Annotated in this window: 18 protein-coding genes; 10 read left to right on the top strand and 8 right to left on the bottom strand. The window is 45.8% G+C overall.

Features of this window, described 5'->3' with window-relative positions; genetic code table 11:
* Positions 1–207: 207 nt before the first annotated feature.
* The 6 genes from TRQ2_RS08720 to TRQ2_RS08695 are packed head-to-tail and all read right to left on the bottom strand — an operon-like array spanning position 208 to position 4,660.
* The gene (locus TRQ2_RS08720; RefSeq protein WP_238514445.1) at positions 208–516 is read right to left on the bottom strand and encodes a hypothetical protein; all 309 of its coding nucleotides are present in this window, start codon (positions 514–516) and stop codon (positions 208–210) included.
* A 6-nt stretch (positions 517–522) separates the two neighbouring features.
* Positions 523–954 (bottom strand): hypothetical protein, encoded by a 432-nt coding sequence (locus tag TRQ2_RS08715; RefSeq protein WP_012311273.1) that lies wholly within the window; start codon positions 952–954, stop codon positions 523–525.
* Between the two features lie 9 nt (positions 955–963).
* Complete coding sequence (locus TRQ2_RS08710) at positions 964–1,941, bottom strand: PilW family protein (protein ID WP_012311272.1); 978 nt, start codon at positions 1,939–1,941, stop codon at positions 964–966.
* Between the two features lie 6 nt (positions 1,942–1,947).
* Positions 1,948–2,442, bottom strand: a complete 495-nt coding sequence (locus tag TRQ2_RS08705) for a prepilin-type N-terminal cleavage/methylation domain-containing protein (protein ID WP_012311271.1) — start codon at positions 2,440–2,442, stop codon at positions 1,948–1,950.
* Complete coding sequence (locus tag TRQ2_RS08700; RefSeq protein WP_012311270.1) at positions 2,436–2,834, bottom strand: hypothetical protein; 399 nt, start codon at positions 2,832–2,834, stop codon at positions 2,436–2,438. Before TRQ2_RS08700 ends, TRQ2_RS08705 begins: the two co-directional genes overlap by 7 nt.
* Positions 2,831–4,660 carry a VCBS repeat-containing protein gene (locus tag TRQ2_RS08695; RefSeq protein ID WP_012311269.1) on the bottom strand — a complete coding sequence of 610 codons (1,830 nt, stop codon included), beginning with the start codon at positions 4,658–4,660 and terminating at the stop codon, positions 2,831–2,833. Before TRQ2_RS08695 ends, TRQ2_RS08700 begins: the two co-directional genes overlap by 4 nt.
* A gap of 98 nt (positions 4,661–4,758) precedes the next feature.
* On the opposite strand from TRQ2_RS08695, the gene TRQ2_RS08690 reads away from it, so the two are divergent.
* On the top strand, positions 4,759–5,250 hold the full coding sequence (locus TRQ2_RS08690; RefSeq protein WP_012311268.1) for a ferritin: 492 nt from the start codon (positions 4,759–4,761) through the stop codon (positions 5,248–5,250).
* A 40-nt stretch (positions 5,251–5,290) separates the two neighbouring features.
* Positions 5,291–5,944 carry a 5'-methylthioadenosine/S-adenosylhomocysteine nucleosidase gene (mtnN, locus tag TRQ2_RS08685; RefSeq protein ID WP_012311267.1) on the top strand — a complete coding sequence of 218 codons (654 nt, stop codon included), beginning with the start codon at positions 5,291–5,293 and terminating at the stop codon, positions 5,942–5,944.
* Here mtnN and TRQ2_RS08680 read toward each other — a convergent pair.
* Positions 5,941–6,825 (bottom strand): phosphate acetyltransferase, encoded by an 885-nt coding sequence (locus tag TRQ2_RS08680; RefSeq protein ID WP_012311266.1) that lies wholly within the window; start codon positions 6,823–6,825, stop codon positions 5,941–5,943. The two genes, mtnN and TRQ2_RS08680, sit on opposite strands and share 4 nt — an antisense overlap.
* A gap of 11 nt (positions 6,826–6,836) precedes the next feature.
* A complete protein-coding gene (locus TRQ2_RS08675; RefSeq protein ID WP_012311265.1) occupies positions 6,837–8,072 on the bottom strand; it encodes a PLP-dependent aminotransferase family protein in 1,236 nt (411 codons plus the stop codon).
* Positions 8,073–8,231: 159 nt separating this feature from the next.
* Here TRQ2_RS08675 and TRQ2_RS08670 point away from each other — a divergent pair, with 159 nt between their 5' ends.
* The 8 genes from TRQ2_RS08670 to TRQ2_RS08635 all read left to right on the top strand — a co-directional run bounded on the left by TRQ2_RS08670 (position 8,232) and on the right by TRQ2_RS08635 (position 16,443).
* Complete coding sequence (locus TRQ2_RS08670; RefSeq protein ID WP_012311264.1) at positions 8,232–9,149, top strand: MoxR family ATPase; 918 nt, start codon at positions 8,232–8,234, stop codon at positions 9,147–9,149.
* Entirely contained in the window at positions 9,146–10,384 is a 1,239-nt protein-coding gene (locus tag TRQ2_RS08665) for a DUF58 domain-containing protein (RefSeq protein WP_012311263.1), read from the top strand. Before TRQ2_RS08670 ends, TRQ2_RS08665 begins: the two co-directional genes overlap by 4 nt.
* Positions 10,374–11,630, top strand: coding sequence for a hypothetical protein (locus TRQ2_RS08660; protein ID WP_012311262.1), 1,257 nt, complete (start codon positions 10,374–10,376; stop codon positions 11,628–11,630). Before TRQ2_RS08665 ends, TRQ2_RS08660 begins: the two co-directional genes overlap by 11 nt.
* A gap of 83 nt (positions 11,631–11,713) precedes the next feature.
* Positions 11,714–12,826 carry an ABC transporter substrate-binding protein gene (locus TRQ2_RS08655; protein WP_012311261.1) on the top strand — a complete coding sequence of 371 codons (1,113 nt, stop codon included), beginning with the start codon at positions 11,714–11,716 and terminating at the stop codon, positions 12,824–12,826.
* 78 nt (positions 12,827–12,904) lie between these two features.
* Positions 12,905–13,804 carry a branched-chain amino acid ABC transporter permease gene (locus TRQ2_RS08650; RefSeq protein WP_012311260.1) on the top strand — a complete coding sequence of 300 codons (900 nt, stop codon included), beginning with the start codon at positions 12,905–12,907 and terminating at the stop codon, positions 13,802–13,804.
* Positions 13,804–14,880, top strand: coding sequence for a branched-chain amino acid ABC transporter permease (locus TRQ2_RS08645; protein WP_012311259.1), 1,077 nt, complete (start codon positions 13,804–13,806; stop codon positions 14,878–14,880). The genes TRQ2_RS08650 and TRQ2_RS08645 overlap by 1 nt, the downstream gene beginning before the upstream one ends.
* The gene (locus TRQ2_RS08640; protein ID WP_012311258.1) at positions 14,877–15,731 is read left to right on the top strand and encodes an ABC transporter ATP-binding protein; all 855 of its coding nucleotides are present in this window, start codon (positions 14,877–14,879) and stop codon (positions 15,729–15,731) included. Before TRQ2_RS08645 ends, TRQ2_RS08640 begins: the two co-directional genes overlap by 4 nt.
* Positions 15,724–16,443 carry an ABC transporter ATP-binding protein gene (locus TRQ2_RS08635; RefSeq protein WP_004080267.1) on the top strand — a complete coding sequence of 240 codons (720 nt, stop codon included), beginning with the start codon at positions 15,724–15,726 and terminating at the stop codon, positions 16,441–16,443. The genes TRQ2_RS08640 and TRQ2_RS08635 overlap by 8 nt, the downstream gene beginning before the upstream one ends.
* Positions 16,444–16,454: the final 11 nt, after the last annotated feature.

Raw genomic sequence — 16,454 nt, 5'->3', positions numbered from 1 at the left:
TGCAATTTATCTGGATTGGCTTTGAGGTATTCGTAAACTGTCTCCAGAGTGCTTCGTGTAACATTGAAAACCATGATTTTTTTCAGTTCGGTGATGTAGTCTCTTTCCACTTTCTCATAAACACTCAACGTGACGAGAAGAATCGATGTCATTAAAATCATGGTCATTAAAGTTATAACAAGTGCGCTTCCTTTCATGCTTACCATCTCACTTTGCATACATGAAGACAAAGACCGGATTTTTCTCACTCGATCTGTAAAGAGTTATGTTCAAAGTTTCCGAATCACCGTTCTTTCTCAAAACGAGAGTAGAATTGACTTCTTCGAAGCCGTCGTCGCGCAATTCCTCTTTTACAAATATCTCATCCAGTTTTTCTTGGATCTGGAAAATTTTCGTTATTTCCACGTAGTACCTCATCGATCTTTCAACAACTTGGTTGAGGAAAAGAACGAAAAACGCAAAAACAAATCCTATCAGAACAAGTGCCACCACGTTTTCTATCAAACTCAAGTTCATCCCTCCTCACTCATAAGGCCATCCAAAACTGAACGAAGTCCCATGCGAAAGCTTTTTGCCGTTCCTTATGATCTCGAAGAACACATTCACAATCTCTTCTTCGTATATGTAAAGAGTAGAGGTTGAAGCGAGAATATAGCGGTCGAATCTCTCAGAAAGAAAATTGCTTGAAAGATCAAACTCGAAACTTACCTGAGTGAAAGTAGATGGTTCGCTGTGCACCTCATCCCACTGCACCGCGTTGTCAGTCAGGAATTTTCTCCATAGGTTGGCACCAGAGATGTAGATTATTTTAGAATAAACGTTATCGATATTTTCCATGACTCTGTTCTCGATGAAAACCGCTTCTTTCAAAACATAGGAAAGCATTAGAGATATGATGGTGGCGAAAAGCATGAGTACGATAGCCACACCTATGTTAACAATCCCGCTTTTCACATTCTCACCTCACATGTTGGGAACGAGAGAAATAACACGAATCTTCTCCACCTCAAAATCCCTGTCCTGCATTTTCTGTGGGGATCTCCATTTCACAACGAACTTCAAAGCAACGATAGATTCTTGATCGAAATAAGGCATATCTTTTAAAGCAACGAGTCTCTGTTCTTTCATCCCATTCTCGTAATAAAGCGCAAAGATGTCGAAGTCTGATACGTTGTTCAGAATATCTATCCGATAGCTGTTGTTAGCTTCATCAATGAGTGGAAATGTCCTTTCTATGTAGACTCTACCCTCATCCTTTTCAAAAACCACTTTTGTCTGCCTAAAGACCTTCCTTTGATATCCTGTTGGCACTTTGTTCATCGCTATGGGATACACGTAGACATCGTTTTCAGTCAGGTCGATTACTCGATCGTTAAGAGCCACCTCTTTCAATTCAAATTTATCTTCGGGGCTAACGCTTCCAGGATAACTTCCAGAACCCTCTATTTTTGAAACCTTCAATTTCACCAGTCTTGTTTTATACCCCTCCGCTGTTGGTGAGAACTTATTCTTCACGATCGCCCACTCAAATTCTCCGAGTTCTCCGTGATAAAGCGGGGAATATGTGCCATCGCTGTTTCGAATGAGGATATTTTTGTAGGTTGTAACGTAGCTAATGTAGAATTCAAGTTTTTCATCGGATTCCACCACATCGATGGAGTCTATAAGCCATAAATGATCTGTTATCTGGGTATACTTCGATCCATCTGGTTTGTGGAGTTCCTTTAACAGTTCTCCACCGCTTCCAGCATTTAACAGCTCGCTTTCTATCACATCAAACAGAAAGGAAACATAACTTACGGCATACAGATTCTCAATATTTCTTCGTGTTATTTGGTAGGACTTTATGTAGTTTGACACCATTACGCTTGCGATTTGAATCGCTATCAACACGATAACCATCGTGATGAGAATTTCTACTAATGTAAAACCTCTCCTCACACCGTATCACTCCAGAACTTCTGGAAGAGAATTTTTTACCCTCAGAGTTTTTGAGAACCCTTTTACGGACAAATTTATCTCGAAATTTTGATAACTCACAAGCTCGTCCTCCTTTTTCAAAAACAGTCCTTCGTAGGTATACAACTCAAAGTTTTCAAAATGATTCTCGCTGTTTGTATCTTTCAAAAAAGCTTCAACGGAATCACCGATCGTGAACGATGAGATCGTATTCCCATCCGGTGTTCCATCAAGGTCTGCGTCTGGAAACACGAGAAATGTGCTCCCATCGAATTTCACACAGACAGGAACGTCTCTAACCACAGCCTCTCTTCTAGCATCCACAAGGAGAAAGAACAAATTCTGAACGGAAGCGTTCAGTTGAGCTTGAACTCTGACGTAATTGTAAACCGAGTAATAACTGAAATATCCCAGATAGAATATTACTGCCACCACACTGAGAACCAGTAAAAGCTCCAAGATCGTGAATCCCTTTCTCACCATTGCTGTGGCACCACCTGTGCTTCGATGTATCTGCCGCTCTTTTCTTCAATCACTTTCACTGTGACAAAAGTTACATCGTTGACAAAGAGTCTATCGGAACGTTTTTCAATCCTGTACTTGTCTCCTTCCTCTACGTTCGTCTTCGTAACAACTATTCGATATTTTCTTCCCTTGTAGATTATTTCTTTGTCCTCCTCAGCTATGTTGGAGACGTTGGAAAAAACTTTTTCTTCGCATTCATTCAGAAGAATCTCTGAAAGATCCATGAGGGCGGCGTTCTCTTCCGTCTTTTTCAGAATATAGAAAGTCGGAAGCATTCCTACTCCTACCGCCATCGCTATTATCACAAGAGAAATGAGGGCTTCAACGATCAGTGAACCTTTCCGCTTCACCGTATCCCCTCCGCCCCTTTAGACCAATTGAATTCCTTTATAACGGCCCTTGCTGGTTCTGTTTCCACCTCGTAAATGAGTTTCACAAGGTGTGGTGCGGAATCTTCATTCAGGGGTTTCAGAACGATTATCACCTGTGGTTTTGGAACCGGATGTTCAAATTCTATTTCGGTCTGAAAAGAACCAACATCTGAACCATCATCTGGAAGTTCAGAAACCTTCTTCCCATTTCCAGGTATGCCAGGCATCAAAGGATAGTTGTTGTAATCTATGAACCTGGAATCTTTGATACCATTCTTGATGTACCTGATCTCGAAGTAACCATCTCCAAGAGATTTATCGAATTGAACCGTAACCTTTATCTTTTTTATGAAGTTGTTGGAAAGATCACTGGGAGGAATTCCAACAACTCTGTACATGTAATCGCTGATCATGAAACCCGGCTCGGTGTTATACTTGTTTTCTATCTTTGTTATTATAGTATAATAGTTACCTGTGTGATTACCATCCGCTATCACGAGATCCGGTATTCCGTCGTTGTTCAGATCACCGATCGTTCCTGCATCGAAATCATACATCGTTCCATTTTTTCTATATTCTCCCTTCACAAGTTCTAGGCTTACAAATTTCGGCCTGTTTGCTTCGGGCTCTTTTCCCTTGAACAGATAAACACTTCCCCCAAAATTTTCATCCTGTCCCTGGGCATCAGTCGCTACCTGTCTCCAGGCATCAGTCGCTACAAAAATGTCTTTGTTACCATCCAGATCAACGTCTGTGATCTTTATTATTACGGGTGCAAAACTCGGTAGATCCTTCGGAGATTTCGATTGTGTGTTACTTTTATCAATTTCTGCGGCCTCTAAGGAACCGTCATCTCTTGTCAGGAAAATCTTTTCATCTGGATCGAATGTGAGTTTGTTGTTTTCTATTTTTCCAAGGTATATAAAAATATGTTTCTTAGAAGTGTAGCCTGCCACAATATCGGGTATGGAATCGTTGTTCACATCGCCCATATCGAAGACAGTTGCGTTATTCTTTTTATCGCTTCCTGACAAGAGATCTCTATCTTCAAAGAGAAGCTTGATATCGTCCTTTCCTATCGACTCTTCTTCGGGATCGTAGTACCAAACCCAGAATCTACCTGCCCTGTCTGCGTATATCACGTCTTTGTATCCGTCGCCATTGTAGTCGAAACTCACCATCGCTGAAACAGTCCAGTCGGTTATGAAGTCTTCATCCTGATTTTGAACATCGTAATATTTCAGATTCCCGCCATCTCGCTTTACAAATGAAACAAAGTCGCTTATAAAAACTGCTTTCTTACTGCTGTTATAAAAGAACAGGTCGTATTTTCCGTCGTTGTTGAAATCGTCAACGACCATCGTACCTTCTCCATTTCCAATCGTACCTTCTCCATTTCCATCAGTGTAGGATTCCAAATTCTTTTCGCCCTTATTTTCAAATTCAGGTGTTGTACTGCCAGCACTTTCAGGAGTATTTTTGAGTTTATTTTCAAGCAAAACCAATCTTGTGTCATACGTTATACCCACGATGTCTTGAAAACCCGTACCATAAACGTAAGTGTGTGCTATCTTTCCAAAAGAACCTGCTCCGGGATCTGCTGATATTTCCTTTGTTTTATACACATTCACTGCCACAACTTTATCAGAAACAAGCTTTGTTACGATGTTTTTAGAGTAAACAGCTCCCCACGCCGATTCTGGATACTGTGAATTCCAGGTTTGCAGAGGGAACTCTTTGTGAAAACTTCCTGAGAACAGCAAAGATGAAATCACCAGAAGATAGATCACGACAGAAAACCTCATGACGACCTCCCCTTTCAACGGATCTCTATTCAAACTTTACCAGAAAAATGTGGCAAAACTGTGGCAAGTGGTAGAATTGTACAGTAGGAGGTGAGATGATGGTTATCTCAGAAAAAGTGAGAAAAGCGCTCAACGATCAGTTGAACAGGGAGATCTACTCTTCCTATCTCTATCTTTCGATGGCAACTTACTTCGATGCTGAAGGATTCAAGGGTTTTGCCCACTGGATGAAAAAGCAAGCGCAGGAAGAACTAACTCACGCGATGAAGTTCTACGAATACATCTACGAAAGAGGAGGAAGGGTCGAACTCGAAGCCATAGAGAAGCCACCTTCGAATTGGAACGGAATAAAAGACGCCTTTGAAGCGGCTCTGAAACACGAAGAATTCGTCACCCAGTCGATTTACAACATCCTGGAACTCGCTTTGGAAGAGAAAGATCACGCCACCGTGAGTTTCCTCAAATGGTTCGTTGACGAGCAGGTGGAAGAAGAAGACCAGGTGAGAGAAATCCTCGATCTTTTAGAAAAGGCAAATGGTCAGATGTCTGTGATCTTCCAGCTCGACAGGTATCTTGGACAGAGAGAGTGAAGGGGCACTGCGCCCCTTTTTCTCATCTGGAGGTGGGAACGTGATCCTGGTTCTCGGTGTGTTCAAGATAGAAGTGGAACCCATGCTTAAAGAGATGGAAGTCCTGGAAAAAGGACGTCTCTTGAAAAGATACTACCAGCGGGGAGTTGTAGGAAGAAACGAGGTGGTCGTGAGCTACGGTTTCATCGGGAAGGTAGAGGCCGCGCTCGTTACTCAGGCTTTTCTGGACAGGTTCAACATAGATGCTGTTTTCTTGACGGGAAACGCCGGTGGTCTGGAAGGTGTTGAAGTTGGGGATGTCGTGATAGGAGATTCCTACGTCGAGTACGATTTCGAAACGGCCCTTGGTGATGAAGGAATCATCGTCTCGGGCAGTGAAGATCTCGAAGACAAGGTGATCGCTTATTCAAACAGAGAAATCAAGACAGGACTGATAGCAAGCGGAGACGCCTTTGTGACAGCGAAGGAGAAAGCCGAGGAGATAAAAAGAAGAACGGGAGCCCTCTGTGTCGATATGGACTCCGCCGCTGTGGCAAAAGTGTGCCACGAGAACGAGAAGAAGTTCCTCGCCATAAAGACGATCGTTGACATATGTGGAAAGGAAACGGAAGAAGAGTTCAGAAAAAACTACGAGAGATATGGCTTCCTCTCCAACCTGATCCTCCTCGACGTTCTGAAAAAGTGTGTCTTCTAAGCGAAGACCGCCGAGAGGGCTATGGAATAAAACTTCGTTTCTTCCGAGTCTGCACGTGATGTGAGAACTACAGGGACTTTCCCACCAAGAATGATAGATGCGGATTTCGCTTTAGCAAGAAAAACCAGAGCTTTGTACAGAATGTTCGCCGCCTCTATATCTGGCAGTATCAAGATGTCGGCCTTTCCCGCCACAGGGCTTTGTATCCCTTTCTTTTTCGCCGCTTCTTCCGACACAACGTTGTCCAGCGCGAAGGGCCCATCGACGATACACCCTTTTATTTGCCCTCTCTGGTTCATCTTCGAGAGAACGGCCGCTTCCATCGTGATGGGCATCTTTGGATTCACGACTTCTATGGCACCGACAACGGCAACTTTCGGTGTTTCTAAACCCATGACGTTTGCCACTCGAACACAGTGTTCTATCATGTCAACCTTCTGTTCCAGAGTGGGGCTTATCAGCATACCGGGATCGGAGATTATGAGAGGCCTCGGGAAATCGGGTATCTCCATCACGCTCACCATCGCCATCGTTTTTCCCGTTCGAAGTCCGTACCTTTCGTCCAGATAGATCTTCATCAAATCTCCTGTCTTTATCTTTCCCTTCATCAGAAAATCGCATTCTCCCTTTGAAACGGCCTCCACAGCGAGTCTTCCCGCTTCTTCTGGGGGACAATCTACGATTTGGGGCGTCTTCCATTCAGGGACGAGTTCCTCGATAATCCTGATGATCTCCTCCTTTGGTCCGAACAGAACGGGCTCGCACACTCTCTCTTTCCAAGCCCTGCAGACAGCTTCTATCACGTGATCATCGTTCGCAGCCGCAACTGCGAGCTTTTTTCCCTTTCCTTGAGCCATCTCAACCAGTTTTTCCAGAAACATTCTATCACTCCTCACAGAAGACCTTTTTCCTTGCCGTACTCGAGGACAACTTCCTTGAGCCTTTTGATCCCTTCAACGATCTTTTCATCTGGCGGCAGACAGAAGGAAAGCCTCATAGAGGGACTCGGCTCGTCGTATACTTTGAAAACCATTCCAGGAACGTAAAACACCTTCTTTCTCTTCGCGTACTCGAACATCTCCCAGGTGTCGAAACCCTCGGGAAGGGTGAGCCAGATGAAGAGACCACCTTCCGATTTCACCCATTTCACGCCTGGTATGTCGGAGAAGTACTCTTCAAGAGCGTTGAGCATCACCGTTCTCTTTCTTCTGTAGAGTTCGATGGTGGGTTCCAACTGCTCGAGAAGATCGTACCTCTCCAAATAACGGGCAGCGAGACGATGAGTGATAGCGGGACTGCACAGATCCGCAGACTGCTTTGCCTGAACGATCTTTCTGATGAACTCCTTGCTTCCCGCCACCATCCCTATTCTGAGACCCGGTGCCAAGACTTTGCTGAACGTGTTGAGAAGAACCACCCTTTCTGGTCCACCTATCTTGAAGATGGGATCCACAGTTTCTCCTTCGTACCTCAAAGCACCGTAGGGATCGTCTTCTACTATGAAGAGGTCGTACTTTTCTGCGATTTCGACGAGCGCTTTTCTCTTCTCCAGAGAAGTCGTGACTCCCGCTGGGTTGTGGAAGTTCGAAACAACGTAGATGAACTTCACCTGTTTTATTTTTCCATTTTTGTCGAATTCGGAAAGCTTTCTTTCCAGAACATTGAGATCCATTCCGTCGTCTTCGAGCGGGACCACCACGAAGTTCGCAAGGTACTGTCTGAACGCGTTTATGGCTCCGAGGTATGCGGGATCATCGAGGACGCAGTAACTCTCATCGTCGAGGAAGAGTTTTCCAATTAGATCCAGTGCCTGCTGGGATCCAACGGTGAATACCAGATTGTCTTCGTCGAGTCCTGTGATACCGTACATCTTCTCCAGAAGTTTCAAAATTTGCTGTTTAAGAACGGGATCGCCTTCCGTTGTGGAGTACTGAAGGGTGTAATGGTACTCTTTCTCTATGATTTCCTTTGCGATTTCTGCAAGTTCTTTCCTCGGAAAAGTCTCAGGATCGGGTACCCCCCCTCCGAAAGAAATGGCATCTTTGTCCGCGGCGAATTTGAGAATTTCCCTGATGATGGAGGATTTCATGTTTCGGCCTATCTTTGAGATCTTGTCTTCTAGATTCACAACAACACCTCCTGGGGTATTTTTTCTTCTGAAGAATTATACACCAGTACTGGTGAAATTTCTGCATTAAAATTCAACGTGTATTCTAAAAATTGAGAATTTGATAGAAAAACTGGTATACTTTGAAGTATGCAAACACTATTCTGGAGGGATCCTGGGTTGATAGAGCGGGTGATAAACAACATCGAAAAGGTGATAAAAGGAAAGAGAGAAGCCATCGAAGTTGTTGTCGCAGCGCTTCTCGCAAAAGGGCATGTTCTCATGGAAGATGTGCCAGGAGTTGGAAAGACGATGCTTGCAAGAGCCCTTGCGCTATCCCTTGGAGTGGACTTCAGACGAGTTCAGTTCACACCGGACCTCCTTCCGACAGATCTCACCGGTCTTTACATATACGATAGAAAGAAAGAAGACTTTGTCTTTAAAAAGGGGCCCGTGTTCACCGATGTTCTCCTCGCGGACGAGATAAACAGGGCAACGCCGAGAACACAATCTGCGCTCCTTGAGGCAATGGCAGAAGGTCAGGTGACTGTGGATGGAATCACACACAGGCTTTCTGAGAGATTCTTCGTGATCGCCACGCAAAACCCAATCGAGTACGAAGGGACCTTCCCCCTCCCGGAAGCTCAGCTCGACCGTTTCATGATCTGCGTGAAGATGGGGTATCCCGATGAAGAAGCAGAGATTCAGATGCTCACATCCCAGGAAAAAGAACATCCCATAAGTCAGCTGGAACCGGTCATGAACCCTGATGAGCTTTCAGAACTTCAAAAAAAGGTGAGGAATGTTTTTGTGAGTGATGAAGTGAAGAAATACATCGTCGATATAGCCAGTGCCACAAGAAATCATCCGTCGCTTCTTTTGGGCATGAGCCCCCGTGGAAGTATAGCCCTCATGCACTTCTCCATGGCTCTCGCTTTCATGGATGGGAGAGATTTTGTCCTTCCAGACGACGTGAAAAGAGCCGCTGTGTACGTGATACCCCACAGAGTGATCCAGTCTGCGGAGTCCAAACTCAAAAGGGAGAAAAAGGAGGATATAGTGAGAGAAATTCTCGACCGCGTGAAGGTGGTCAAATGAGGGTAAGGAAGAAACCACTTGTGATTCTCACAATCTTTTCCGTTGCAGTATGGATCCTCACACAGAACAACATTTTTCTTCTGATGGTTTTCTTTACCGCGACGAGGTGGTTGGATCTCTTCTTGACTCTGAAAGCCATTCCAAAAATAAAGGTAGAAAGACACATCACAAAAACCAGACTCTTCGTGGATGAAAAAGCAGAGATGATCTACGAGATCAGCTATTCCGGCCTCTTGCGGATTTCGATGAAACTCAATCCGAGTCTTTCTCCTGTAAGGTTTTTCAAAAAAGACACCGAAGAAATTTCTCTGAGACCATCTTCTTCGGAAAAGCTGGTGTTCATTTTCTCGTTTGGAACACGTGGAAGAAAGATCCTGAAGGGATTTTCCATAAAAATCGAAGACACGTTCGCAACTTTTTCTGTGGAAAAGGAGTTCAACGCAGAGGACGAGGTGATCGTTTTTCCCGAGTACGTGCCGATCGAATTCTACAAAGAGGCCCTGAAAGAGCTCCTACCGGGTAGAAAAAGTCACCAGAGGCTTCTCGACGACAACACGATGCTTAAGGGACTCAGAGATTACAACGGAGAACCGATGAACAGAATACACTGGAAGGCCTCCGCGAAATATGGAAAGTTGCTCGTAAAGGAGCACGACCACACTGCGCTGGGAAGGGTGAAGATTTTTCTCGATTTGAACCTTCCAAAAGATGTCCAGCTGGGAGAAGTCTGGAAAGAACTGAGGAGGTACTATGAAGATGAAGCGGTGCGGTTCGTAGCGAGCGTGGTGAAAGACCTGAAAGAACGTCACACACCAGTGGAATTAACGGTCATAGGTGAAGAAATCTGGAAAAATCGCGATCGAGACTGGGTGATGGATTTTGAACTGCTCGCCACCGTGAGAGGAACGGACAATTCTCGTTTCGATACGAAGAGTGTCCTGGAGACGGTCGTATTTGATCCTTCAGATACTGTTCTCCTTTTCTGCGTACACCTGACGGAGCAGGAGCTTCCCTTACTTCTCAGAGTGAGGTCTCAGGTTTCAAAATTGATAGTATTTGTCATACCATACGGTTTACGCGATCCAAACACGAAGCCTTTCAGGAGCTATCTCCTCATGAGGAAAGATCTCCTCGATCTTCTGGAAAAGGTGAAGCTACTCGAAGAGAACCACGTGATCGTGAGAGGAGTGCGGGAGAACATGACCGTTCAGGAGGTTGTAGAAAGTGTTCCATGATGTGTTGTTTGGTAGCGCTTTACTTCTGGTTCTGATGAAAGATATCAACATCTACTCTCTGTGGCTCCTTTCAGGCTCAGCGGTAGCAGCGATATTAAAGAGAATCTCCAGAGCCTACTTGATCGTTCTTCCGATCGCAGGGATCCTCCTCTGGATACTTTCAAAAGAAAAAGACTTGATTTTCGCATCTCTCATAGTTACTTTCTTTCTTGTATTTTCAGACTTCGAAAGTGAAAGGTCAAAAGTGTATTCGCTGGTCTTCTTTTTCGTGCTTTCGTTGATATTTGAGAAAAATCCATCTTCATTCCTTTTTGCCTCCGGAACTATGGCCCTCTTTTTCCTTTATGAGAAGAAGTTCCTCTACGCTTCTGTGGTTCCACTCCTGGCTTTTGTTCCAGAATTCAGACTTCCATTCCTTCTTCCAGAAACGCATCAGCCAGAAAGTGGTGTATCAGTTCAACAGATGGTGAGGAACGTTGTGGTCGTGATAGAAAAATTCACCCAGAGTGGAAGCTCTGCCATGAAACTTCTCTGGGAAGTCATTTTCTGGGTCGCTGTGGCAGGTGTGGTGCTACTCGTTGCTGTTTTCTTCAAAGAGTTTCGAATGAATTTAAAGGTGTCACATTATGTCCTTGCTGCTCTCGGTGTTTTTGTGGTCAGTTTTTATCTGTTCGTGTTGTTTGTAAACATGGTGGTTCAGAACGTGAACCTCGACGTAGGAATTCCAGAACTCACACCAGTAGGTCAGATGCTTTCGTCCACTCCTTCCGCTTCCGTAACTATCGTTGAAATCGAAAGAAATCCTTCATGGAATTTGGTAAGATGGATCCTAACCGTTGTTTCTCTTTTCGTGGCTTTGTTGTTCTTCCACACCACTTTGAAGCTCTTCCTTAGAACGTTGAAAACGTCGAGCGAAGAAATTGAAACGGAAGAATCGAGAGAGGAAGAAAAAGAAGATGTTGAAAAAAAGGAACATCGCACTGAACGGAAAGAAATACACACGTTAGAAGACGCGTACCTCTTCCTGAGGTGGAAATATTTTCCAGGGAAGGAACATCTCACTCCGTACGAGTTGATATCCGGGAAAAAGTTTCGACACTTTAGAGGTTTGACCGAGCTGTACGTCGAAAGTAAATATGCAGGAAAAGGAATAAAACTGCCTGAGAAAGAAATAGCAAAGATTTTCTCGGAATCAGAGAAAGAACTGAAAAAGGCAAACATTAACCCCCAGAAAAATCTGCATTAAGATTCAAAAGGATTTCTTGACCGTTTTATGGTGAGCCTGTAAAATACTTATAAAAATCATTCTTGTGAGGGGAGGGAAGAGATATGAGGAAGGTACTGGTAACGGTTCTTCTTGTATTTACGGTTTTGAGTCTTTTCTCGGCCGTTAGGATCGCTGTGATTCTTCCAATGACGGGTGGTATTTCCGCTTTTGGAAGAATGGTGTGGGAAGGAATTCAGATCGCTCACGAAGAGAAACCAACAGTTTTGGGAGAAGAGGTAGAACTCGTTCTCCTCGACACCAGAAGTGAAAAAACAGAAGCAGCGAACGCAGCAGCAAGAGCCATTGACAAAGAAAAGGTCCTCGCAATAATCGGTGAAGTGGCCAGTGCACATTCTCTTGCCGTAGCACCTATTGCAGAAGAGAACAAAGTTCCTATGGTGACTCCTGCCTCCACGAATCCACTCGTAACACAGGGAAGAAAGTTCGTATCCAGGGTTTGTTTCATCGACCCGTTCCAGGGATCAGCCATGGCAGTATTCGCTTACAAAAATCTGGGTGCAAAAAGAGTAGCTGTGTTCACGGATGTCGAGCAGGACTACAGCGTCGGACTCTCTAATTTCTTCAAAGACAAGTTCACTGAACTCGGCGGACAGGTGAAGAGCGTGCTCTTCAGAAGCGGTGATCAGGACTTTTCCGCACAGCTTTCCGTTGCGATGTCGTTCAACCCGGATGCAATCTACATAACAGGGTACTACCCGGAGATCGCCCTCATCTCCAGACAGGCAAGACAGCTTGGATTCACCGGTTACATTCTGGCAGGTGATGGTGCAGACGCACCGGAACTCATAGAAATCGGTGGAGAAGCAGTGGAAGGACTCCTCTTCACCACACACTACCATCCGAAGGCAGCCAGCAACCCTGTTGCAAAGAAGTTCGTTGAAGTGTACAAGGAGAAATACGGAAAAGAACCAGCTGCGCTCAACGCTCTCGGATACGATGCTTACATGGTGCTTCTCGACGCGATCGAAAGGGCAGGAAGCTTTGACAGGGAAAAGATCGCTGAAGAGATCAGAAAAACAGAGAATTTCAACGGTGCCAGCGGTATCATAAACATCGACAAGAACGGAGACGCCATCAAATCCGTCGTTGTAAACGTTGTGAAGAACGGTTCAGTTGACTTTGAGGCTGTCATCAATCCTGATGATCTCAAGTAAAAATTTCCATTAAAACAAGCAAAAGCGAGGCCCCTCAGGGGCTTCGCTTTCTTTGATTGAAGAAAGGAAGGTGAAAGAGTGGTATTCTTCCTCCAGAATCTCTTCAACGGAATCATGCTCGGAGGTTTGTACGCACTCATAGCGATCGGCTACACCATGGTTTATGGTATTCTGAGGCTCATTAATTTCGCCCATGGCGATGTTATGATGATGGGTGTTTACTTCGCCTTCTACGCTGCTACTCTTCTTTCTCTGAATCCACTTTTTTCTGCCATCGTAGCGATCCTCGGAGCAGCGCTATTGGGTTTTCTCATAGACAGAGTTGCTTACAAACCTCTGAGAAACGCTCCCAGGATTTCCGCTCTTATCACCGCTATCGGTGTTTCTTTCTTCCTTGAGAGTCTCGCTGTGGTCGTGTTCGGTGCCATTCCCAAGTCTTTTCTGAAGGTCTTCAAGGACAGGACCATACTGAACAAGGTACTGACTGTAGCGGGAGCCAGAATACCACTCCTCACGTTTCTCGTGATTTTCATCACCGTCGTCATTCTGATAGTTTTGTTCTTCATCGTTTACAGAACGAAGATCGGTATGGCTATGAGAGCGATTTCCATGGATATTCCAACGACTGCTCTCATGGGTGTCAACGTGGACGCCGTCATCGGTTTTACGTTTGCCCTCGGTTCGGCACTCGCTGCTGCGAGTGGGATCATGTGGGCAATGAGATTTCCAAATGTACATCCTTACATGGGTTTCATGCCAGGTCTCAAGGCTTTCATTGCGGCGGTGTTTGGAGGAATAGGTTCGATCCCCGGAGCTGTTCTCGGTGGTGTTCTTCTCGGTCTCATTGAGATATTCCTCGCAGCTTATTTTCCGGCTTTTATGGGTTACAGGGACGCGTTCGCTTTCATCATTCTGATCGTCATACTGCTCGTCAAACCTTCAGGACTTCTCGGTAAAAAAATCGTGGAAAAGGTGTGATGAAGATGGAGAAGAAACTATCTGCACGAACGAATTTCATTCTCACGGTTGTTTTCCTGATCTTCGTGGCCCTTCTTCTCTATCTGGCCGATAGATACATGGACAGCTACAAACTGAGGGTGGTGCGACTCATCGCCATATACGGGATCATGGCGGTGAGTTTGAACCTGATAAACGGTATCACGGGTATCTTTTCTCTTGGACACGCCGGTTTCATCCTGATAGGTGCTTACACGGCGTCTCTTCTCACACTTTCACCAGAGCAGAAAGCGATGTCTTTCATAATAGAGCCGATCGTTCCCTGGCTTGCGAACGCGCACACCGACTTCTTCACCGCCACAGTGGCAGGCGGTGTTCTGGCAGCCGTCTTCGCTTTTTTCATAGGGTGGCCGGTTTTGAGGCTTTCCGGTGATTACCTCGCGATAGCGTCCCTTGGGTTCGCAGAGGTGATAAGGATCATCGCCCTCAACGCCATCAGCATCACAAACGGCCCTCTCGGTCTCAAGGGAATTCCGGAATACTCAAATATTTGGTGGTGTTACGGCTGGCTGTTTGTAACGGTTCTGTTCATGGCAAGCCTTGTGAACAGTAGCTACGGAAGGGCTTTGAAGGCCATCAGAGAAGACCGAATAGCAGCCGAAGCCATGGGAATAAATGTTTTCAAACATCAGCTTCTCTCTTTCGTCATAGGAGCCTTCTTTGCGGGTGTTTCTGGTTCGCTCTACGCGCACTGGCTCACCACGATAGATCCCAGAACGACCACACTCGGTCCCATGCTCACCTTCTACGTTCTCATCATGATAGTTCTGGGTGGACTCGGCAGCATATCGGGTTCGCTCATAGGAGCCGCTCTCTTCGCCATACTCTTCGAGTGGCTCAGGGATCTGGAAGAGCCTTTCACGTTCTTCGGCATACACGTTCCCGGTATAAAGGGAATGAGGATCCTCGTGATATCCGCCATTTTTATCCTTGTGATGATCTTCTGGCAGAGGGGTATCATGGGAAGGGAAGAACTCACCTGGAACAACCTTTACAGATGGCTCTTTGCTCGTCGCAAGGGTGGTGAAGAGAAATGACGGTCACGGATCTTTCCAAGAAACCTCTCCTCCTTCTGGATCATGTGACAATGCAGTTTGGTGGACTCTTAGCGGTGGACGATTTCACCAACGAGATCAGAGAAGGAGAACTCGTCGGACTCATAGGACCAAACGGTGCGGGAAAAACAACCGTGTTCAACGTGATAACGGGTATATACACCCCTACGAAGGGAAGAATCGTGTTCAACGATATAGATATCACGGGGTTGAGACCGTACCAGATCACACACCTTGGAATCGCAAGGACTTTCCAGAACATCAGGCTCTTTTCTGACATGACCGTTCTCGAAAATGTTCTTGTGGCTCAGCACCACGTTCTCTCCAATCCCGATGCAGACAGAATTCTTGTGAAGCACGGAAAACCGAGAAAGGGCCACGGACGTTTCTGGTTCTGGAGGGCTGTCACGAAAATCGGATATTTGAAGAAAGAAAAAGAAATGGTGGAAAGAGCCAAAGACCTCATCAAGAGGGTAGGACTCGAAAAGGTGATGTACGAGAAGGCTTCCTCGCTTCCGTATGGAGAGCAGAGAAAACTGGAGATAGCCAGAGCCCTTGCAACGGAACCAAAGCTGATCTTGCTGGACGAACCCGCCGCAGGTATGAACCCGAAGGAAACAGAGGACCTCATGGAGTTCATAAAACAGATCAGAAAGGACTTCAACCTAACGGTGCTTCTCATAGAGCACGATATGAAAGTGGTCATGGGAATTTGTGAGAGAATCATAGTGATGGACTACGGTAGAATCATAGCGGAAGGAACGCCGAAGGAGATTCAGAACGATCCACGTGTGATAGAGGCGTACCTCGGAAGGGAGTGGGAGAGTGTCTGACATCGTCCTTGAAGTCCAGTCTCTCCACGTTTACTACGGTGCGATCCACGCCATCAAGGGAATAGACCTGAAAGTCCCGAGAGGTCAGATCGTAACGCTGATCGGAGCAAACGGTGCGGGAAAAACCACAACACTCTCCGCGATAGCAGGACTCGTGAGAGCGCAGAAAGGAAAGATCATCTTCAACGGCCAGGACATAACAAACAAGCCAGCCCACGTGATAAACAGAATGGGAATAGCCCTGGTTCCCGAAGGAAGGAGAATCTTTCCGGAACTCACCGTCTATGAGAATCTCATGATGGGAGCGTACAACCGGAAGGACAAAGAAGGAATAAAACGTGACCTGGAATGGATCTTCTCGCTTTTCCCGAGGTTGAAAGAGAGGCTGAAACAGCTCGGAGGCACTCTTTCCGGTGGAGAACAGCAGATGCTTGCAATCGGAAGAGCTCTGATGAGCAGGCCAAAGCTTCTGATGATGGACGAACCTTCCCTGGGACTTGCTCCCATCCTGGTCTCCGAAGTTTTCGAGGTCATCCAGAAGATCAACCAGGAGGGGACCACCATTCTCCTGGTGGAACAGAACGCCCTCGGTGCTTTGAAGGTTGCCCACTACGGTTACGTCCTCGAGACTGGACAGATCGTTCTCGAAGGAAAAGCCAGTGAGCTTCTGGACAACGAAATGGTCAGAAAGGCCTATCTCGGTGTTGCATAAAGGGGGGAAAA

This window comes from Thermotoga sp. RQ2, from assembly GCF_000019625.1.
Lineage (GTDB): Bacteria > Thermotogota > Thermotogae > Thermotogales > Thermotogaceae > Thermotoga > Thermotoga maritima.
This window is presented reverse-complemented; position numbering and strand designations above follow the sequence as displayed.